The following is a 19158-nucleotide window of genomic DNA, read 5'->3' as shown; positions in this document are numbered from 1 at the left end:
CATTGTAGCATGAACATAGGGAAGAGACTTTACATCTCAAGTTGAATATAATCCTGACAAGTTAGAGACTTTCTTCTGAGAACAAGCCCATCGTCGAGATATGCCGCCTGGTTTCCTCCGTACCTCTTTCGTACAGCAGCTTGTAGATATCCATGAGCAACCCGTCAACACCGGCGTTGATCTGTTTGTCCGAGGATGTTTCGAAAAAAGTTCCTCCAAAATGAAATGCCTGCGCTTCATCCATACTGGACAATTCCCCCATCAGCTCCTGCAGTTGGCCCAGCTCCTCTTCACTTGCGGTTATTGCCAGTTCATAGGCTGTTGCTCCCTGATCCTCCAGAATCGAACCCGCCTGGACGGATACATAATAGGTTTTACGGCTGGTTGAATCTTGTGTATGCTCTTCCATATTCGTGATTGCCCCTTCCCGTTCTCATTCCACTTCCGCGCCTTCCATTCGATAATGGATCCGTACGCTTCGCTTCTCTAGCATCCCCATCCGGACAGACATTTTATGCTGGCTGACGGCATAACCATCATAGTACCGCTGTTTAAGCCCTGCTTAGAGAGGAATGAGAGAACATGTGTGGAATCACGGGCTGGATCGATTGGACCGACGACCTGACCAAGCAGTACGCCACTCTGGAACAAATGACTGAAACGCTGGAAAATCGCGGGCCGGATGCCTCAGGTACATGGCTCTCCCGCAGTTGTGCACTGGGTCACCGCCGGCTTTCTGTTATCGACCCTGTCAATGGCGCCCAGCCGATGATACGGACAACTGAGGATGATACGTATGTCATTGTTTATAACGGCGAGCTGTATAACGCCCCCGAACTGAAGCGGGAGCTGGAGGGGCGCGGCAGAAGATTTACTACCACCTGCGACACGGAAGTGCTGCTGGTTGCCTATATGGAATGGGGTCAGGCATGCATTGAGAAATTCAACGGCATATTCGCCTTTGCCATTTGGGATTCGCGGGAGGAGCATCTGTTCCTTGCCAGAGACCGGCTGGGTGTAAAGCCCTTGTTCATTGCCAAGCAGGATGGGCGGTTCGTATTCGGTTCGGAGCTCAAAGCTCTGCTCGCCCATCCTTCCGTTAAACCTGTTGTTGGCGCGGAGGGTCTGGCAGAAATTTTCATTATGGGACCTGCGCGAACACCGGGCCAGGGAGTCTACCGCGACATCAGCGAGCTGCTGCCCGGCCAGTGCGCCACCGTCACCCGCTCCGGGGTTTCCATCGTAACCTACTGGAAGCTGGAAAGCCGGCCGCATACCCAGAACGTCCAGGAGACGGCCCGCAGCGTGGGCGACCTGCTTAAAGACACCGTCGAGCGCCAGCTCGTATCCGATGTCCCGCTTTGCACGCTGCTGTCCGGAGGACTGGATTCCAGTGCCCTTACGACCTATGCCGTCCGTTATTATGAGCAAAACGGGCAGGATAAGGTCCATACCTTTTCCGTTGATTATGCGGATAACGATAAACATTTCAAGGCTCACGCTTTTCAACCCAATTCCGATGCGCCCTGGATCGAGCGGATGACCAAACATCTGGATACTGTCCATCATCCAGTTCAATTTGACACGCCTGAGCTTGTCGATGCGCTGCGCGATGCTATGCTGGCAAGAGATTTGCCCGGAATGGCGGATGTGGATGCTTCGCTGCTTCTGTTTTGCCGGGAAATCAAAAAGGGAGCCACGGTTGCGATTTCCGGCGAGGCGGCAGACGAAATTTTCGGCGGGTACCCATGGTTCCACCGCGAGGAGGCGTTGAATGCCGGCACTTTCCCATGGGCGCTGGCTGCGGAGATGAGGGCGGGTCTGCTTTCACAGGACGTTGCCGCCTGGATCAAACCGCAGGAATATATCGGCGACCGTTATTCGGATGCGATTGCGCAGGTGCCCAGGCTGGACGGCGAAGATGCGGCTGCCAGAAGAATGCGGGAGATGTCTTATCTGAACATTACGCGGTTTATGCCAACACTTCTGGACCGCAAAGACCGGATGAGCATGGCGGTCGGCCTTGAGGTCCGGGTCCCTTTTTGCGATCACAGGCTTGTTGATTATGTCTTTAATATCCCTTGGGAAATCAAGACGGCCGGCGACCGGGAGAAAGGCATTCTGCGCCTCGCTCTGGAGGGCGTACTGCCGCCTGATGTGCTCTACCGCAAAAAAAGTCCCTACCCCAAAACGCATAATCCCAATTATCTGGAGGCGGTACGCTCAAGATTGCTTGATGTGCTGAATGAAGGCCGATCTCCCCTGCTTCCGTTAATTAACGTTAAAAAAATCCGCGAGCTTGCCGAATCGGATAACGCCAGCTCCAATATTCCCTGGTTTGGCCAGCTCATGTCCGGACCTCAGCTGTTCGCCTATCTGCTCCAGACCGATATGTGGCTCCGGGAATATAACATCACCATTCGTTAACGGAAATTTGCAAAAAAGAAGCCCCGCAGCAGACCATGCAAGTGCGGTCTGCTGCGGGGCTTGGCTATGTTCAAATTATAAGAAAGCATAAAACTCTCGCATACTTTGCTTATATTACTGAGGGTAGAAACAAACTTGTTTCTGCCGCCTATGGTCGGTAGAGCCGCTTCTTCCTGCCGCTTTTCTAAGCTTGCTGCTCCAGCTGGATCAACAAGGAAGCAAGAGCTTGTCCCCGGTGGCTGATCGCCTGCTTCTCCTCCGTTGAAAGCTCAGCCATGGTCCTGCCATGGGACGCAAGCCAGAACAAAGGATCATAACCGAAGCCGCCGGCTCCTGATGGCGTATCGGTTATGAATCCGTCGACATAACCCTCCGCTTCCACGAAGCTGCCGCTCGACGGATTATACAAGGCGAGCGAGCAGACAAATCTCGCTTTGCTCAGCAGCTTTGTTTTGCCCTGGGGAGCAGTGCCTTGCTCTGCCTTAATGGAAACCGCAGCACCCAGCTGCGACAGCTCATCCAGCAGCTTGGCATTATTCAGCGCGTCGCTTGCTCCTTCTCCTGCGTACCGTGCCGAGTAAATTCCCGGACGTCCTTCGAGCGCGTCCACCTCAAGCCCGGAGTCATCAGCCAGCACCATCAAATCGAGCGCCTTGGCAACGGTCTTCGCTTTCTTGCGGGCATTCTCGCCAAAGGTAGCTCCATCCTCCACAATCTCAGGGAGATCGGGATAATCAAACATGCTGACAACCTGCAGTCCCAGTTTGCCGAACGCATGGGCAAACTCACGCACCTTGCCGGGGTTTTTGGTAGCTACGACTACTGTGCGGACTGCCGTCATACGCGCGACGCTCCGATCCGGCTGCCCAGCGGCCCGAGCACATCGCGCTGTCTGGCGATCAACGCCTGAATGCCTTCTTCCGCCACTCCAAGCAATCCATCCAGCTCCTCGCGCGAGAAGGGGGCGTCTTCTCCCGTTCCCTGAACCTCGACGAATTTGCCGGAACCGGTCATCACAACGTTCATATCGACCTTGGCTTTGGAATCTTCCTCATAATTCAGATCCAGCAGCGTCTTCTCCTGGATCACACCGACGCTTACCGAGGCCAGAAAATCCGTGATCGGATATTTGCCATAATCCACGTTCTTCGACAGCTTGTTTACCGCCAGGGCCATAGCGATGAAAGCGCCTGTAATGGAAGTCGTTCTTGTCCCTCCATCCGCCTGTATAACATCGCAGTCCAGCGTAATCGTGCGCTCTCCAAGCGCCTGCAGGTCCACTACCGAGCGCAGCGCGCGGCCGATCAGCCGCTGGATCTCCATCGTGCGTCCGGTGAGCTTCCCTCTTGCCGATTCACGCTGATTGCGGGATTGCGTGGCTCTGGGCAGCATGGAATATTCCGCGTTTATCCAGCCTTTTCCCTGCCCCTTCATAAAAGGAGGCACCCGCTCCTCAACCGTAGCCGTGCAGAGCACCTTCGTGTCGCCGAATTCGATCAATACGGAGCCTTCCGCATATTTATTGGGGTTCATTGTTATTGTGACCGGCCTAAGCTGGTTCCACTGCCGTCCATCTGTTCTCATACTTATGTAGTCCTCCTCATAAAGCATCTCAATCATTCTACCAAAGACAACGGGGAAAAGCATCCTTTGCGGCGGCGGCGGGCAGACGGACTGAGGTTGACAGCCATCGCGCACCGTCACACCCGGTGCGGGAAGCCTCATATAAGGTGGCGGAATAAGGCCGGGACTACAGCAAAAAACCCGCTCCGGAGCAGGTTCGCCCCAGGCAGGCTTGTCGCTTGTATAAGGTCAGGATCAGGACTTAAAGGCGTTGACATGCTCGGGTGCGGATACAGGGCTGCTGTAGGATTGGTTGTTGGTATCGGTGAAATCCGTTTCGCCGTTGAGCTTGATTTGAACCTTGGCCGCACCAGTATTCGCCGTTAATGCCAGGACCACAGCCTGCAGCATTTCTGCAGGCTCCTGCTGCCCTGCCACATACGCATCATCCTGCAGCTCGACAGTAACGATATCATTCTGCTTCGTAACGCTCTTGACCGTTACATCCGGCGTCATGACAGCCGTAAGCGCACGTCCTTCGGAAGGACCGCTGATCAGCTGCTCGATAGCCGATTTGGCCCGGTTATCGGAACGGTTTACCAGCCTTGTGACCGGAACATAATATAATTCATTATTGGGTGTCAGAGCCGAGAAATACAATGTTACCGGCGTGGTCTGGCTGTAATTGTTCACGCCATCGGCTGCTTCGAGATTGATGCCGACGGATCTTGTCAGAGGCTGATCAATCGGCATGCCGTCAACAGGCATTTCACCGAGTTTCGCGCCTTCCATCCATATGTCCACCTTCTGAATATCCGGCATGCTGGTCAGCGTCCAGGTTACCGCTTCGACGATATGCCGCTCCTCCGTCACATTGTAATCCGCGAATGCCTTGGAGAAATCAACAACTGCCAGCTTCTGATCGGGAACGATGTTAAAATCCTTGATTTCGGTGCCTTTGGGAAGCACGGCCTGGAATCCCTCCGGGAGCTGTGATGCGTAGGCACCCCCGTCCACCATCATCTCAAGCGCCTTCTGGCCTGGCTTCTCCCCCTCGCCCAGAGCAGCCTGTACAGCCACGGGCGCCAGCATTCCATTCTGATCCTTCAAGTAAACGGTCATCTGGGTCTGACCGGCATGATTGGCTGCCTGTCCGACGTCGGTAATGGCCCCGCTGACATTCTGCGAGCTGTTCTGCGGCGGATCGATGGACGGGCTTTCTTCCTGTGAGAATAATCCGCAGCCGGTCGTAAGAATGGGCAACGCCAACGCTCCGGCGAGCGCCGCCCGGCGAACAAGGCGATAATGTTTCATGTTCATAATTCCTCCCCGTAGACTTAGTAATCAAGCGCGAGCCCTTCCATTCATTTGGTACAAGTTGCTCTTTTGTAGTACTATGTATACGAGCCCTCTCCATCAATTAGACCAGTTTTGTCCATTAAACAAGAAACAAGAGGTGAGCCCTGTGGCCAAGTCTAAAATGTACAGTCTCAACAGTGAAATCGTAGCTTCGACGACCAAAGAATGGCTGGCCAAACGAGGCGTTACCATTAGTCAAATTGCTGAACTTGTTATTTTTTTGCAGAAGTCCTACTTTCCCGAGCTGACCCTGGAAGAATGCGAGCAACATATTGAAGCTGTGCTTTCCAAGCGTGAGGTACAAAACGCGGTGCTGACGGGAATTCAGCTCGATATGCTGGCGGAGGAAGGCAAGCTGCTTGCGCCGCTGCAGGATATGATTGAGAACGACGAGGGCCTTTACGGCTGCGATGAAATTCTGGCCCTCTCCATCGTCAATGTATATGGAAGCATCGGTTTTACGAATTTCGGCTACGTCGATAAACTGAAGCCGGGCATCCTGAAGGTGCTCAACGACAAGGAAGGCGAGCAGTGTCATACCTTCCTCGATGATATTGTCGGAGCCATTGCCGCATCGGCCAGCAGCCGCATTGCGCACCGGAAACAGGCGGAGCGCGAGGGCAGCATGGGGCCGCCGATTGACTAATCGGCTGGATGCCGGTTGGATGCCGGTTGGATGCCGGTTGGATGCCGGTTGGATGCCGGTTGGATGCCGGTTGGATGCCGGTTGGATGCCGGTTGGATGCCGGTTGGATGCCAAAAAGGATGACAAAAGCGCCTTGCGCCTTCGTCATCCTTTTTTTTAATTGTATATTTTAGCTAAAATTCAAAAGCATTGCTTGTGCGAGACTAGCAAGGCCGGAAATCTCCAGACTGGGGCAAGTCGGACCTGCCAATCTATAAGCCTGATGGACAGCTGTTGAAAAACTGCAGAAGGACCATCCTCGCTTAATGAACAGCATGAATTAATCGAAACCATCTGTGCTGCAGCAAGCTTTTTCCTGCTTGTACGGTTTGTAGCCAGAACTATAGCGAGTATAACAAGGTTTTTCCTTGCTGGAACAGATGTTTCCGCTTTATACGCCATGATCGACGGCTGCAGCAAGGTATTTCCGGCTTGTACCGTCTTTAATCAGAACTAAAACAAGTGTAATAAGGTTTTTCCTTGCTGAAACAGTTGTTTCCGCTTTACACGCCATAATCGACGGCTGCAGCAAGCTTTTTCCTGCTTATACGGTTTGTAGCCAAGCTATAGCGAGTGGAATAAGGTTTTTTCTTGCTGGAGCTAATTATTCGATCTTGTCCGCGGATATTTTTTATTACTTGCGTTTGGTTATCGCATCATATACGCGGGACGCTGCTTCCCTGCCCTGACGGATGCAGTCAGGCAGTCCCACGCCATCGAAAGCTGCTCCCGTGACCCACACACCCGGAAGCTTTGCGCTCATCCTTGCCCGCAGCGTGGCAATTTGCTGCACATGCCCGACCGGATACTGAGGCATAGACTTATGCAGCCTGGTGATTTCCGTAAACAATGGTACGGCCGTGATACCCATTATATCGCGTATGTCACGCCGGACCGCATCCTCAAGCTGGGAATCAGGCAGATCGACAACCTCTTCATCGCCAGAACGGCCGATATAACAGCGCAGCAGCACCTTATCGTCCGGGCTGGAATGAAGCCACTTCGTCGAAGTCCAGGTACAGGCTGTTATGGTTGTTCCTTCGGAGCGTGGAATGACAAAACCGGACCCGTTAAAATCCTCTGTAATATCCCGTTTGTTGAAGGCCATAACCACATTGGCCACAGAGACATAATTGATTGCACGCAGCGCCTGCGTGTCCATATGGGGCTCCAGCAGTTCTGCCGCATCATATGCGGGCGCTGTGATGACAATGCCATCGGCTTGAATAATTTCACCATCGCTAAGCAGGATGTCATATGGAGCCCAGGGTTGGGCTTGCCCGTCTGTCTGCCCCGCTTCCGGCTCCGTCTCTGCATTCCTGCCGGTTTCCTCGCGCTCATCGGGATCATTCGGCCGAAAAGCCGCAGCCTTGACGCCAATCCTGCGCTCTGCTCCTGACAGCGCATGATCAAGGGCTTCAATCATTGTCGTTAGTCCGCCTTTGAAGGTCAGGAACATGCTGCCGCGTACAGAAGCCGGAAGGCGGCTTGCGCTGGCCGCGACGGCTGGGGCCAGGCGCCTGTTCGCACTCATGCCGCGAATCAGACTGCGATGCTTGCGCTCGGCATCGCGAAATTGCGGGAATGTCGCCTGAAGGCTCAGCTTGCGCAAATCACCCGCATAAATCCCGGCCAGAAGCGGCTCCGCCACGCGTTCCATCATTTGATCGCCCAGCCGGCGCGACAGGAAATCACCAAGCGCTTCGTCCGACTCCTCCTTGCGGGCAGGCAGCACAAAATCGAGCAGCGCCCGCAGCTTGCCTCCCCATGATATCAGTCCTGATTTGAGAAATGGGGAAATTTCTGTCGGTATGCCCAGCACAAGCCCAGGGGGCATGGGATGCAGCTTGCCCTTATGAAGGATATAACTTTTTTTGGCCGTCGGATTGGTACCGACCAGCTCCTGCTCGATCCCCAGATCCCATGCCAGATCGATAATCGCGTTCTTGCGGGCCAGGAATGAATCCGGCCCCCGCTCGATTACGAAGTCATCCCGCTTCAAAGTGTTGATCTTCCCGCCCAGCCTTCCGGCCGGATCAACAATCGTAATTTGTATGTCGCGTCCGCGCTTCTCCGCTTCCCTAAGCAAATAAAAAGCGGAGCTCAGTCCGCTGATCCCGCCGCCAATGACGACTAACCGATCAGGTTGTCCGCTTCCCCGCATGTCGTTCATCTCCTCTGCCCTGTGTTATGGCGTTATGCCTGCTGCCACTGATCCTGTGAAATGACGGTTTCCGCCAAGGTTTCCATATATAACGGATCGGTATTCAGCATTTCAATGCGGGCAAAATCAATGCCCAGCTGCCTGGCAGCCTCAATCGCTTCAATGTCCAGATCATATAGAACCTCCAGATGATCGGAAACAAAACCTATCGGAGCCGACAATACCTGTGTATAGCCGCTTTCGGCCACTTCCTTGAGCGTCTCCAGAATATCGGGACCCAGCCACGGCTCGCGCGTGCGGCCTGCGCTCTGCCACGTGAAGCCCCAGTCCGCAGCACCCGCCCCTTCAGCAACCGCAGCAGAGGTCTCCAGCAGTTGAGCCTCATAGGGATCATTCATCTCCCGTATCCTGACCGGCAGACTGTGGGCGCTGAACAGAACCTTAACCGGCCTGGAAGCATCAAATGGGCCCAAGCCCGTTTTCACACGGCTGATCAATGCCTCTAGCAGCTTGGGATGCATATGATAGCTCTCCACAAAATTCATCTCTATGCGGAGCTCTTCCGCCCTTTTCCTTGCGCGTTCCACATAGCCGCCCACGCTCATGATGGAATAATGCGGCGCCAGAACAATGCCAACCGCCTCACGGACGCCGTCTGCAGCCATATTGGCTACTCCATCCTCAATATAGGGACGGGCATGCTTCAGGCCTTGGTAGCACATATAACGACCCGGCGCGAAGGTATCCAGCTTGTCCTGTATGCCGGCGACCTGGCGGTTCGTATTCTCCCGCAGCGGGAAGAACCCGCCTACGATCGCTTCATAGCGGCCGCTCAGATCAGCCAGCTGCTCCGGCGTAGGGGGATTCCCCCTGCGGATATGCGTATAGTACTCCTCGATACCGTCCAGACTTTCGGGCGTTCCATAGGACATGACCAGCACGCCGATTTTACGCTCAGACATGGCGCGCCTCCTTCTGCTGTCCTGCCGCAGCAATCGCCTCGGCCGAATAATCATGAATACAGGAAGTCAGCTCACGCAGCTTGTCAAGCGATGCCTCGGGAAACAAGCCATGCCCCAGGTTGAAAATAAATCCGGGCTGCCTTATTCCCTCGTCGATAATCTGCTTGGCATGGGATTGAATAACATCCATCGGCGCAGTCAGCACATACGGATCCAGATTTCCCTGAACCGCATAAGAACCGCCGATGCGGCGGCGGCCTTCGGTTATCGACACGCGCCAGTCAAGTCCAATGACATCGGTTTTCAGCTTTCCAAGGGTTGGAAGCAGTTCGCCGGAGGCCACGCCTGGAAAATAAATTTTGGGCTGCTTCAAGTCAGACAGCTCTGTAAAGATCCGCTCAATGGTCGGCAACACAAACTGCCGGAAATCATGGGGAGCAAGCGCTCCGACCCAGCTGTCGAACAATTGGAATGCCTTGCCTCCCGCTGCCATGTGGGCGCGGGCATAAGCGATAACCATATCGCCCAGCTTGTACATCAGCTGATGCCATATCTCGGGCTGGCTGTACATCAGCGTCTTGGTGCGGATATACGACTTGGACGGACGTCCTTCTATTAAATAGCTGGCTATGGTGAAAGGCGCGCCTGCGAAAGTGATCAGAGGCACATCAAGCTCACGGTCCAGAATGCGGATCGTCTCCAGGATATGGGACAGGTCGCCCTCGACATCGATGGGCCTGAGCTTCGCCACGTCAGCTGCAGATTGAATGGGATTGGCAATAACAGGTCCCACGTTCGGAACAATATCAAAGTCGATGCCGATCGACGCCACCGGATTCATAATATCGGAATACAGAATGGCCGCATCCACGCCAAGCTTTCTTACGGGCATCATTGTCACTTCAGCAGCAAGCTCCGGCTGACTGCAAATTTCAAGCAGCGAGTATTTTTCTTTTATTTTACGGTATTCGGGATCATAGCGTCCCGCTTGTCGCATATACCAGACGGGTACGCGATCGACTTGTTCTCTCCTGCTTGCCCGGATGAACCGATCGTTGTAGCTCATTGACGTTCCCCATTTCTATCGGATTCTCTACGTTACCATTATGCCCTTTTTGATGAAGCGTAACAACCGCCCTCACTCTTCTTTCAATGACAACTATATGACAAATGACGGATTTCACTCGATTGGAAGAACGGCTTTGCCGTCCATTGGCGGCAAAATATTTGCTGCAAAGTCAGGATTTGCGGCTTGCTTGTTATGCTATACTTAACCTATTGTGTTCAGAATAAGCAAAGGTTAGGAGAAAACAGTCATTATGGAGCAGTGGAAGAAGAATCTGGCTGTCCTGTGGGTGGGACAGTTCCTTGTCATGGCCGGAATGACCATGATCATTCCGTTTATGTCCCTTTACTTGCAGTCGGATGGCATCGGACTTACGGATCCGCATGAAATCGCCACCTGGGCGGGCATTATTTTCGCCGGCAATTTCGTCACCGCCTTTCTGTTTCAGCCCCTCTGGGGTAAACTGTCCGACCGCTACGGACGCAAGGTTATGCTGCTTCGCTCCGGATTCGGAATGGCGGTTGTCATCGTGCTGATGGGCTTCGCAACCGCCCCCTGGCATCTGCTGGTGCTGCGGATGATCAACGGCACCATATCCGGCTTCAACCCCGCGGCCATCTCTCTGATATCGGCTACAACGCCCAAGGACCGGACAGGCTTTGCCATGGGCACGCTGCAGTCCGGGGGCATTGCCGGCACGATGCTCGGTCCCCTGCTGGGCGGCCTTCTTGCCGATCAAATCGGCTTCCGCCCGATCTTTTATCTGACCGGCACGCTGCTGTTTATGGCTTCAACGCTTGCCATGCTCGTCGTAAAGGAAAGCTTCGATCACAAGCAGGCGGCTGCAAGGCCCAATGTATCGGTACTTGAAGGATTTCGTCAATTGGGCCGGATTCCCCAGCTGACCTCGCTGTTTGCCGTAACCTTTCTGATCCAGTTCGCCATGGTCGGGCCTATGCCGCTGCTTCCTCTGTACGTCCAGCAGCTGCATGGAAGCGACGTCAACGTTGCGTTCTGGGCTGGACTTGTCAGCGCAGCGGCCGGCATGTCCAATATGGTCGCTTCCCCGCTGCTGGGCAGGCTGAGCGACCGGATCGGGCAGGAGCGGATTCTTGCCGTCTCGCTGATTGGCGCGGCGGTCATGTTCATCCCCCAGGCGATGGCCACACATGTATGGCAGCTGCTTATTTTCCGCTTTCTGCAGGGGGCATTCCTCGGAGGGCTGATCCCGTCCGTGAACTCCCTGATCCGCAAATTTACCCCCGACGGAATGGAGGGACGCGCCTACAGCTTCAACACCAGCACTCTCAGCCTGGGCAATATGTTCGGCCCGCTTGTCGGAGGCGTGATATCGGGCTGGATCGGCATTGGCGGCGTCTTTATCACTTCATCCGTTCTGTTTCTCATCAATGCGGTCTGGGTGCGCAGCACCCTGGCCCGCAAACGCACAGCAAACAATAAATCATGAGGGTTATCGGCAGGCTGCCAGGAAAGCGGATATGCAATCATAGTATAAAAAAACGGACATCCCGATAGAGGGAAGTCCGTTATTGTTATAATCTCGTTCATCATCCGGCATAAACATCAGCCCGGTCAAGAGCTTCTACTTCACAACCGCCACTGCCAATCCGTCATAAGCGGGCAGCAAGGTTCCGATCAATCTCTCATCGCTCAGCATCCGCTCGTTAAATTGCCGCATCGCCACCACAGCCGGCCCCGTCCGCTCCGGATCGATCGTTTTGCCATGCATGAGTGCGTTATCGCCGGTAATAACAGCTCCCGGATTGGCCAGCTTGATGGCATAATCGAGATAGACCGGATAGCTTTCCTTGTCCGCGTCAATAAAGAAGAAATCGAAGGTGCGCCCCTCCTGGACAAGCAGCGCAAGGCTCTCCTTGGCATCCCCGATCCGGTAATCGACACGGTCACCGAGGCCTGCCGCTTCAAGGCTGCTTCTTGCCACATCCGCATAGCTTTGGTTCAGCTCAAGCGAGGTCAGCTTGCCTCCATCCTTGAGCCCTCTAGCCAGGCATATGCCGCTGTATCCGCCAAGCGCGCCAATTTCCAGCACCTGCTGCGCGCCTTTCATGCGGACCAGCATCGTCAGCAGCTTGCCGTAGCCCGGCGCAATGGAAATCTCAGGCATATCATGCTCGCGGATTTGCTTATGTACCCTCTCCAGATCGGCATCCTCGCCAAGCAGCTGTTCCACATATTGTTCCGTCGACATCCATGCATTCTCCTCTACCATGAGTTTTAGTTTGTCAGGCCGCCTTCATATGTCTATACTTGATTGTATGATTTTTAATGACCGGAAACAACCGGAGTAGGCGAATCGGAGTGATTGCATTGGAAAAATTACAGCTTATCGCGACATCCCCCATGGGGCTTGAGGCGATTGTTGCACGTGAATTGAAGGATCTGGGCTATGAAGATGTGCAGGTGGAGAACGGGCGCGTGAATTTCACCGGCGGTCTGGCTGATATTTGCCGCACCAACCTGTGGCTGAGAACCTCTGACCGCGTCCTTGTGAAGATGGCGGAATATCCCGCGCGCACCTTCGAGGAATTATTCGAAGGGACAAAGGCGGTCAATTGGGCGGACTGGATACCGGAGGATGGCGAATTTCCGGTGAACGGCCGCTCCCAGAAGTCGCAGCTGACAAGCGTGCCGGCCTGCCAGAGCATCGTCAAAAAGGCGGTTGTGGAGAAAATGAAGGCAACCTACGGCACAGAATGGTTCCACGAGGACGGAGCCAAATATGTGATCGAGGTTTCATTGATGAATGATATGGCGCTCATTACGCTGGATACGACAGGTCCTAGTCTCCATAAGCGCGGCTACCGCAAGCTGGTGACGGAAGCTCCGCTCAAGGAAACGATGGCGGCGGCAATGGTGCTGCTCAGCCGCTGGCGTCCGGACCGGCCTCTGTACGATCCGTTCTGCGGGTCAGGCACAATTCCCATCGAAGCGGCCATGATTGCCTGGAACATCGCTCCGGGACTGCGCCGGTCGTTCAGCAGCGACCAATGGCCGCTCATCCCCGAGGAGCTGTGGGAAGCAGCCCGCGAGGAAGCCTTCGATTCGGTGAAGGACGATATCCCCTTGTCGATTGCCGGCTCCGATATCGACCCGGGCGCGATTGATGTGGCGGAAGCGGCTGTGAAGAAGGCCGGTTTTGCCCGTGATATCAAGCTGAGCGTGCTGCCAGTGTCCAAGGCGAAGCCGGAGGGCGAGTACGGCTGCATTATTACGAACCCGCCATACGGTTCGAGGCTTGGCGATGATACGGAAGCCGAAAAAGCGCTGAGGGAGCTCGGCCACACGGCGCTGTATCTGCCGACCTGGTCATTCTTCGCTCTCAGCCCTTCCAAATCGGTAGAGCATTATTTTGGACGCAATGCCGACAAAAGGCGCAAGCTGTACAATGGCCGGATTGAATGCGCTCTTTATCAGTATTTTGGCCCGCGGCCTCCTTTTCGAACATAAGGCCAAGCCTTCCGATTCCTTGATCTGGATACGAAATGTACTATAATGGGAAAGACATTATTAACATTTTGTAAACAGGAAAGGACACCCTTGTTATGGCTCAACCGCTGCAGCCAACCGGGCGGAGAAGTGTCGGCATGGCGCTTGCTGCCCGGTTTAAAGGCTTGGATCTTGTGCTTTTCTTCGCATTGATGATGATTAAGCTGGTTTTGTTCGACCGCTACGTGCATGTTCCGAATATGGCCATGGACGGGGAGGATGTGCTGGTGGCGCTGGGTACATTGGCGCTGGTCTGCTTCTGGACGCTGTGGCTTCCGCCGCGCGGCCGGATCATCGCTCTCGTGCTGCTGAATATGCTGCTTACGGTCATTATTTATGCCGATTTGATTTATTTCCGCTATTTTCAGGATATGATCTCGATACCGGTGCTTACCCAGGCCGGACAAGTAAGCTCGCTTGGCGACAGCATCGCCTCTCTGCTGGGCTGGGCGGATATCTGGATTTTTATCGACTGGCTGCTGATTGTGCCTATAGCCGTCTTCACGATATTCCGCAAGCGTCACAAGCGCGATATTGCATTATCCTTCGCCAGACCCAGCAAGCTGCGCAAAATGATGCTCCGCCTTTCGCTGAGCCTGATCATTTTGGCAAGCGGCCTTACACTCGTCTTCGTGCCCGTCACCTATGCGCAGCGCACCTGGGCCGTCGGACTGTTCACCGGCAACTGGTGGAATATGTCCCTGTACAATGTGACAGGCGTCATCGGCTTTCACGGATATGACCTGTACCGGTATGCGGAGGATCATTGGCTGCATGACAACAAGCTTCCGGAGGATCAAATCCAGGAAGCGAAGCAGTGGTTCGAGGACCGCGGCAATGTCCGCAAGCAGCTTGAGGATGACAGCATGTTCGGCCGCTATAAGGGCGCCAACGTCATCATGATCCAGCTGGAAGCCTTTCAGAACTTCCTGATCGGCCAGAAGATAAACGGCCAGGAAGTTACGCCGAATATGAACAAACTGCTTGAAGAGTCCATGTACTTTAAGAACTTCTATCACCAAACCGCCCAGGGCCGCACATCCGATGCCGATCTGGCTGCCAATATTTCGCTTCAGCCCTTGCCGAGCGGCTCGGTATTTATCCGCTTCGCGCAGAACACCTTCGACAGCATGTCTGCCACGCTGAAGGATAACGGCTACGAGACAGGCGTATTTCATGCATACGACGGCGGCTTCTGGAACCGCAATGCGATGTACAGCACGATGAGCTATGACAAGTTTTACAGCAAGAAAAGCTACACGATCGACGAGCCCCTGGGCTGGTCGCTGGGGGACCGTTCGTTCTTCCAGCAGTCCGTTGATCTGATGCTGAGCGAGCAGCAGCCGTTTTACTCCTTTCTGATCTCCTTGTCCAGCCATCACCCTTACAAGCTTGCCGCAAGCACGCAGACGCTGGATGTCGGGGATTTCAAAGGAACGATATTCGGCGACTACCTGGAGGCTGCCCACTATGTCGACGATTCGCTTGGCGATCTGGTCAACAGGCTCAAAGCCGAGCATTTATGGGACAAATCGATTTTTCTGTTCTATGGCGACCACGATAATTCCATCAAGGAATGGGAACCCTTCGAGAAGTTTCTGGGCAAACCGCTGAGTGAGCTTGACCGGATGAATGTGCTGAAGCAGGTACCCTTGATCGTTCATCTGCCGGATGGAGCCAAAGCCGGAACCTACAGCCAGGTTGGCGGACAGATGGATTTGACGCCTACCGTGCTCCATTTGCTCGGGATTTCCTCGGCGGATAAAATCATGGCGGGAACGCCGCTCGTTACGGACAAGCCGCTCGAGGGCAAGAAAGTCGTTTTCCGAAACGGCGGTTACACCGACGGCAAGGTGTTTTATATGCCGGCAGATGATTTTATAGCCGAACATGCCAAGTGTCTGGACGCCACTACAGGGCAAGCGCTTGCCCTCACCGCCTGCAAGGGCGGAGCCGAAGAAGCCCGTCAGGAGCTTATCGCGTCCGATCGCGTCATCGAGCATGATTTGATCAAGAATTTCCGTTCCCAGCCTGATATTGAAAAATAAGAAGAAACGTCTCCGCCGTCCTCTGGCAGCCGAAGCAGATTTCTTCCCTGAGACCCTAATGTGAAACATATACATGCTGCAAGCTTGAAAAAGCACCCGCCGTCAAAAGCTGATTTTCATCAGCTTCGTGACCATGCGGGTGCTTCTTTTTAAACCTTAAGTAAACAACTGGATGGAGGACAAAATGATCCCGACGAAAAACCCGCACAGCGCTCCATTCACACGGATCCACTGGAGATCCTGACCAACCTTCTCCTCCAGCATGCTGACCAATGCCGCATCGTCCATCTGATCCAGATTTTCCTTCACCAGCTGCCCGATGCGGAAATGGTTGGATTCCACCAATTGAATCAGATACGCAAGCAGACGGCTTTCCCATTCATTAATTTTCTCGGGCTCCTGGGACAGATGACGAATGATGGCACTGTAGACACGGAAAAGCGATCGTCCGCCATCTGCACGTCCTTCCTCCAGCCTGGCCAGAGCCAGGTTCCGCAAATCTTCCAGTCTCGCCTGCAGAAAAGCTTCTCCGCTCTCTCCTTCAATGCGGCCAAGCGCCCAATCCTTCGCTGCATTCAGCTTCTCGTCGTTATCGGCCAGCTGGAACAGCTGGATCCGGATTTCCCTGACAATCAGCTCCCGGTATGTACTTTCCTTAAGCATCAGATCCTTGATCCCGTTCGAAATCATATTCTGCAAAATCGAGCCGAGCTTCTCTTCATTCATCAGTCCGCCGAAAGCCTGCAGCGCAAAGCCCATGAATCCGCCCGCCTTGACCTCAGACAGCTTCTCCAGCGCCAGCTTGCCCAGCATAACGCCGGTCTCGGGCCGCTCCGCCCAGTTGGCCGCTTCGCCCAGTACAAAATCCAGCGCCTTCTCATCGTAGCCGTCGTTCATGACCTTGGTGATCACGGATTCCGCCACAGCCTTCATATCCGTCTTCAGCAGATAAGCCGCCAACCAGGATTGAATAACCGGGACCGCTTTCTCCAGCGGAAAGCGGACAATAAGCTGGATCAGAAAATCGAGAATCTGAATTCTGGCCTTCTTCCTGCTCATCAGCTTGGTCAGCTGTGTGGAAGCCATGCGCAGCACATGAAGCTTGCTGAGCTTGTTCTCGATGCTTTCTTTATTCAACAGTTCATTCTCCATCGCCGAGATCAGAGACTGGATGATTCTGCTCTTATTCTTAAGCAGTAGCGCAGTATGCGGAATGGGAATGCTAAAAGGATGGCGGAACAGCGCGGTGACGGCAAACCAGTCGGCGATTCCCCCTACCAATCCGGCTTCAAAGCCACCCTTTAACAGGAAAACGAACGTATTCTCGGGTAAAAATAACGTAACCAGAAATCCGGCGGCCATAATGGCTAACGATAATCCCGCCAAGTACTTTGAGTTCATATACGGCCTCCTGCAGCGTTTTTGCAAAGCAAAATTCATTAAGCATCTCTTGACAACATTCTACAACGCGGAAGCAATCAAGCACAAATAAGACCGATGATTACAAGGATCAATTACCCTCATAACGAAAAAGCAAACGTCAACAGCCTAAGATGACGTTTGCCTTTCATGCACACCGGCTGGATGGCCGGCATGATCTTATTTTACATATTTGCGCGCTTTTTCAATCACTTCATCCTCGGTCGGCGCGGTGATATAGCGGCCATTAATGAAAATAAAAGCAAAGCGCGAGCATGGTCCGCAGTAGGATTTGCAGGCTACCCGCACTTCTGTCTCTGGTGCTATCTGCGCCAGCTTCGGCAGCATCGTCTTTGTGCGGATATGCTTGCATTTATCGCAAATGCGAATGTCATTAGCCATTCGTCTGTCTCCCCAATCTCCCATTGCCTATCAGCCTTGCTGATTAGTGGTCGCCGTGATTGCCTCTAACCGGGTTCGTGATGACAAAACCTTCCTGAGGCAAATACAGATAATCAATTTTAACGCCGTCGAGCATCTCCACGTTCTTCTCCAGCACGACCGTTATGTCCTTGTCGGTTTCTACAATTTCGTCATTCTCTCCGGCATCGTCCATGCGCATGCCATAGTGAGCATGGTCGCCATGCGAGTGAGTAATGTAGACACGGAGCAGCTTTCCTGCATTCTCAGGGTTGTCCAGCTCCTGGCGTAAAATTTTCGCGGCATTGCGGGTTATTTTGCATTTCATTGGGATAAGCATCTCCTTTATCATCAAGCATGTCTTTTCCTATTTTAAAGAAACCGGACTGATTGTTCAACTATGTACGACAGCTATTTTTACAATCGTTCACCTATATTACGGTTTCAGCCGGTCGCCATATCTGCGTTCCATATAACGCGTGTAGCCTTCCGCCGCAATCATCGTCACGGCAATGTCATCGATAGGTAAGAACGGCATGACATCGGGCAGCACCCAATACAGCAGCACCGGAACGACGTAAAGCAGCTTATGGATCAGCTTCACATCCCGTGAGACGAGCAGGCGGTAAATGCGGACAAACACATGACGCCAATGGCGGAGCGATAAAAGTTTCATCATGAACCTCCCTTATGGGGCTGTAAACCGGGAAGAATGGACGGCGCCGCAAAACGTGGAGTCCGCCGTCAGTTCGCCGAAGTCAAGCTTCTTGCTGCTGTTTATAAGTTTACCATATGGCAAGCATCTATGCTTGTGCAGCAAATCAACGACTTAAGGCGCATAGAAGAAAAGGATAACACAAAAAAAGAAGCCTCCCACCGGAAAGGCTTCTTGTCAGGATACGGCTTTACGTTCTTTCTTGCAGGACTTGTTCGCGCATTTTTTATAAATCCCGGTAAATTCCAGGCGGTGATCGGAAACCTTGAAGCCAAATTCCTTCTCCAACCGCTCTTCCAGCTCCTGCAGCCAGTCGTCCTTGATCTCTTTCACTCCGCCGCATTCGCTACACAGCAGATGATGATGCATATGCTCGTGATCCTTGCTGCGCAAATCAAAACGCGCCACACCGTCGCCAAAATTTATTTTCTCGACAATATCCAGTTCATTCAGCAGCTCCAGCGTCCGGTAAACCGTAGCGAGGCCGATATCCGGATTGTTTTTCTTGACCAGCATAAAAACTTCCTCGGCACTGAGATGATCGGTCTCATTCTCAAATAATACTCTCAAGGTAGCTTCGCGCTGACGCGTTACTTTGTATCCCATGGCGATTAACTGTCGATTGGCCGCACCAACTTCATCCAGTATGCTCAACATAACCACCAGCTTCCTGTAATTTTCAGTAATAATTACTATTTACTATTCATTATAACAAATAAGCCTTCCCCCTTCAACTATGCCTCGCAAGCAAGCTCCTCAGAAGCCTGCTTCCGTGAGAAGCCTTTTCCAATAGACAAGCGGT

General features: G+C 53.4%; 18 protein-coding genes. 5 read left to right on the top strand and 13 right to left on the bottom strand.

The window, feature by feature from the left end:
• Nucleotides 1-61: 61 nt before the first annotated feature.
• Nucleotides 62-409, bottom strand: a complete 348-nt coding sequence (locus AC0YOB_RS11290) for a hypothetical protein (protein WP_475792921.1) — start codon at nucleotides 407-409, stop codon at nucleotides 62-64.
• A 173-nt stretch (nucleotides 410-582) separates the two neighbouring features.
• Here AC0YOB_RS11290 and asnB point away from each other — a divergent pair, with 173 nt between their 5' ends.
• A complete protein-coding gene (gene asnB / locus AC0YOB_RS11285) occupies nucleotides 583-2427 on the top strand; it encodes an asparagine synthase (glutamine-hydrolyzing) (protein ID WP_475792920.1) in 1845 nt (614 codons plus the stop codon).
• Nucleotides 2428-2611: 184 nt separating this feature from the next.
• On the opposite strand, the gene AC0YOB_RS11280 is transcribed toward asnB, so the two are convergent.
• The 3 genes from AC0YOB_RS11280 to AC0YOB_RS11270 form a co-directional block, all read right to left on the bottom strand.
• Nucleotides 2612-3268, bottom strand: coding sequence for a non-canonical purine NTP pyrophosphatase (locus AC0YOB_RS11280; RefSeq protein WP_475792919.1), 657 nt, complete (start codon nucleotides 3266-3268; stop codon nucleotides 2612-2614).
• The gene (rph, locus tag AC0YOB_RS11275) at nucleotides 3265-4011 is read right to left on the bottom strand and encodes a ribonuclease PH (protein ID WP_475792918.1); all 747 of its coding nucleotides are present in this window, start codon (nucleotides 4009-4011) and stop codon (nucleotides 3265-3267) included. Before rph ends, AC0YOB_RS11280 begins: the two co-directional genes overlap by 4 nt.
• 234 nt (nucleotides 4012-4245) lie before the next feature.
• Nucleotides 4246-5304 carry a GerMN domain-containing protein gene (locus AC0YOB_RS11270; RefSeq protein WP_475792917.1) on the bottom strand — a complete coding sequence of 353 codons (1059 nt, stop codon included), beginning with the start codon at nucleotides 5302-5304 and terminating at the stop codon, nucleotides 4246-4248.
• A gap of 166 nt (nucleotides 5305-5470) precedes the next feature.
• Between AC0YOB_RS11270 and AC0YOB_RS11265 the strand changes: the two genes are divergently transcribed.
• Complete coding sequence (locus AC0YOB_RS11265) at nucleotides 5471-5995, top strand: phosphatidylglycerophosphatase A family protein (protein WP_379113753.1); 525 nt, start codon at nucleotides 5471-5473, stop codon at nucleotides 5993-5995.
• 673 nt (nucleotides 5996-6668) lie between these two features.
• On the opposite strand, the gene hemG is transcribed toward AC0YOB_RS11265, so the two are convergent.
• The 3 genes from hemG to hemE are packed head-to-tail and all read right to left on the bottom strand — an operon-like array spanning nucleotide 6669 to nucleotide 10226.
• Nucleotides 6669-8198 (bottom strand): protoporphyrinogen oxidase, encoded by a 1530-nt coding sequence (gene hemG, locus AC0YOB_RS11260; RefSeq protein WP_475792916.1) that lies wholly within the window; start codon nucleotides 8196-8198, stop codon nucleotides 6669-6671.
• Between the two features lie 32 nt (nucleotides 8199-8230).
• Nucleotides 8231-9160, bottom strand: coding sequence for a ferrochelatase (gene hemH / locus AC0YOB_RS11255; protein WP_475792915.1), 930 nt, complete (start codon nucleotides 9158-9160; stop codon nucleotides 8231-8233).
• Nucleotides 9153-10226: a uroporphyrinogen decarboxylase gene (gene hemE / locus AC0YOB_RS11250; RefSeq protein ID WP_475792914.1), complete on the bottom strand. Its 1074-nt coding sequence runs from the start codon at nucleotides 10224-10226 to the stop codon at nucleotides 9153-9155. The genes hemH and hemE overlap by 8 nt, the downstream gene beginning before the upstream one ends.
• Before the next feature lie 253 nt (nucleotides 10227-10479).
• Here hemE and AC0YOB_RS11245 point away from each other — a divergent pair, with 253 nt between their 5' ends.
• Complete coding sequence (locus tag AC0YOB_RS11245) at nucleotides 10480-11694, top strand: MFS transporter (RefSeq protein WP_475765149.1); 1215 nt, start codon at nucleotides 10480-10482, stop codon at nucleotides 11692-11694.
• A gap of 135 nt (nucleotides 11695-11829) precedes the next feature.
• Here the strand turns inward: AC0YOB_RS11245 and AC0YOB_RS11240 are convergent, their stop codons facing one another.
• Nucleotides 11830-12456 (bottom strand): O-methyltransferase, encoded by a 627-nt coding sequence (locus AC0YOB_RS11240; RefSeq protein WP_475792913.1) that lies wholly within the window; start codon nucleotides 12454-12456, stop codon nucleotides 11830-11832.
• A 119-nt stretch (nucleotides 12457-12575) separates the two neighbouring features.
• On the opposite strand from AC0YOB_RS11240, the gene AC0YOB_RS11235 reads away from it, so the two are divergent.
• Nucleotides 12576-13715: a THUMP domain-containing class I SAM-dependent RNA methyltransferase gene (locus AC0YOB_RS11235; protein ID WP_475792912.1), complete on the top strand. Its 1140-nt coding sequence runs from the start codon at nucleotides 12576-12578 to the stop codon at nucleotides 13713-13715.
• A gap of 95 nt (nucleotides 13716-13810) precedes the next feature.
• A complete protein-coding gene (locus AC0YOB_RS11230; protein ID WP_475792911.1) occupies nucleotides 13811-15802 on the top strand; it encodes an LTA synthase family protein in 1992 nt (663 codons plus the stop codon).
• 156 nt (nucleotides 15803-15958) lie between these two features.
• On the opposite strand, the gene AC0YOB_RS11225 is transcribed toward AC0YOB_RS11230, so the two are convergent.
• The 5 genes from AC0YOB_RS11225 to fur form a co-directional block, all read right to left on the bottom strand.
• On the bottom strand, nucleotides 15959-17203 hold the full coding sequence (locus tag AC0YOB_RS11225) for a DUF445 domain-containing protein (RefSeq protein WP_475792910.1): 1245 nt from the start codon (nucleotides 17201-17203) through the stop codon (nucleotides 15959-15961).
• Between the two features lie 198 nt (nucleotides 17204-17401).
• Nucleotides 17402-17623, bottom strand: a complete 222-nt coding sequence (locus AC0YOB_RS11220; protein WP_210037612.1) for a YuzB family protein — start codon at nucleotides 17621-17623, stop codon at nucleotides 17402-17404.
• A 43-nt stretch (nucleotides 17624-17666) separates the two neighbouring features.
• Nucleotides 17667-17969, bottom strand: a complete 303-nt coding sequence (locus tag AC0YOB_RS11215; protein WP_210037611.1) for an iron-sulfur cluster assembly accessory protein — start codon at nucleotides 17967-17969, stop codon at nucleotides 17667-17669.
• Between the two features lie 108 nt (nucleotides 17970-18077).
• Nucleotides 18078-18320, bottom strand: coding sequence for a hypothetical protein (locus AC0YOB_RS11210; protein WP_475792909.1), 243 nt, complete (start codon nucleotides 18318-18320; stop codon nucleotides 18078-18080).
• A gap of 213 nt (nucleotides 18321-18533) precedes the next feature.
• On the bottom strand, nucleotides 18534-19013 hold the full coding sequence (gene fur / locus AC0YOB_RS11205) for a ferric iron uptake transcriptional regulator (protein ID WP_475792908.1): 480 nt from the start codon (nucleotides 19011-19013) through the stop codon (nucleotides 18534-18536).
• Nucleotides 19014-19158: the final 145 nt, after the last annotated feature.

Source organism: Paenibacillus sp. JT31N17 (assembly GCF_056269255.1).
The sequence above is the reverse complement of the archived record's forward strand: the minus strand, read 5'-3'. Positions and strand labels throughout refer to the sequence as shown.

Excerpts from the sequence above, each read along its gene's own strand:
- AC0YOB_RS11270 (WP_475792917.1), bottom strand. The coding sequence starts at position 5,304 with ATGAAACATTATCGCCTTGTTCGCCGGGCGGCGCTCGCCGGAGCGTTG.
- hemE (WP_475792914.1), bottom strand. The coding sequence starts at position 10,226 with ATGAGCTACAACGATCGGTTCATCCGGGCAAGCAGGAGAGAACAAGTC.
- AC0YOB_RS11265 (WP_379113753.1), top strand. The coding sequence starts at position 5,471 with ATGTACAGTCTCAACAGTGAAATCGTAGCTTCGACGACCAAAGAATGG.
- AC0YOB_RS11290 (WP_475792921.1), bottom strand. The coding sequence starts at position 409 with ATGGAAGAGCATACACAAGATTCAACCAGCCGTAAAACCTATTATGTA.
- AC0YOB_RS11240 (WP_475792913.1), bottom strand. The coding sequence starts at position 12,456 with ATGTCGACGGAACAATATGTGGAACAGCTGCTTGGCGAGGATGCCGAT.
- asnB (WP_475792920.1), top strand. The coding sequence starts at position 583 with ATGTGTGGAATCACGGGCTGGATCGATTGGACCGACGACCTGACCAAG.
- AC0YOB_RS11230 (WP_475792911.1), top strand. The coding sequence starts at position 13,811 with ATGGCTCAACCGCTGCAGCCAACCGGGCGGAGAAGTGTCGGCATGGCG.
- AC0YOB_RS11245 (WP_475765149.1), top strand. The coding sequence starts at position 10,480 with ATGGAGCAGTGGAAGAAGAATCTGGCTGTCCTGTGGGTGGGACAGTTC.
- AC0YOB_RS11220 (WP_210037612.1), bottom strand. The coding sequence starts at position 17,623 with ATGGCTAATGACATTCGCATTTGCGATAAATGCAAGCATATCCGCACA.
- AC0YOB_RS11210 (WP_475792909.1), bottom strand. The coding sequence starts at position 18,320 with ATGATGAAACTTTTATCGCTCCGCCATTGGCGTCATGTGTTTGTCCGC.
- hemG (WP_475792916.1), bottom strand. The coding sequence starts at position 8,198 with ATGCGGGGAAGCGGACAACCTGATCGGTTAGTCGTCATTGGCGGCGGG.
- AC0YOB_RS11280 (WP_475792919.1), bottom strand. The coding sequence starts at position 3,268 with ATGACGGCAGTCCGCACAGTAGTCGTAGCTACCAAAAACCCCGGCAAG.
- hemH (WP_475792915.1), bottom strand. The coding sequence starts at position 9,160 with ATGTCTGAGCGTAAAATCGGCGTGCTGGTCATGTCCTATGGAACGCCC.
- fur (WP_475792908.1), bottom strand. The coding sequence starts at position 19,013 with ATGTTGAGCATACTGGATGAAGTTGGTGCGGCCAATCGACAGTTAATC.
- rph (WP_475792918.1), bottom strand. The coding sequence starts at position 4,011 with ATGAGAACAGATGGACGGCAGTGGAACCAGCTTAGGCCGGTCACAATA.
- AC0YOB_RS11225 (WP_475792910.1), bottom strand. The coding sequence starts at position 17,203 with ATGAACTCAAAGTACTTGGCGGGATTATCGTTAGCCATTATGGCCGCC.
- AC0YOB_RS11215 (WP_210037611.1), bottom strand. The coding sequence starts at position 17,969 with ATGAAATGCAAAATAACCCGCAATGCCGCGAAAATTTTACGCCAGGAG.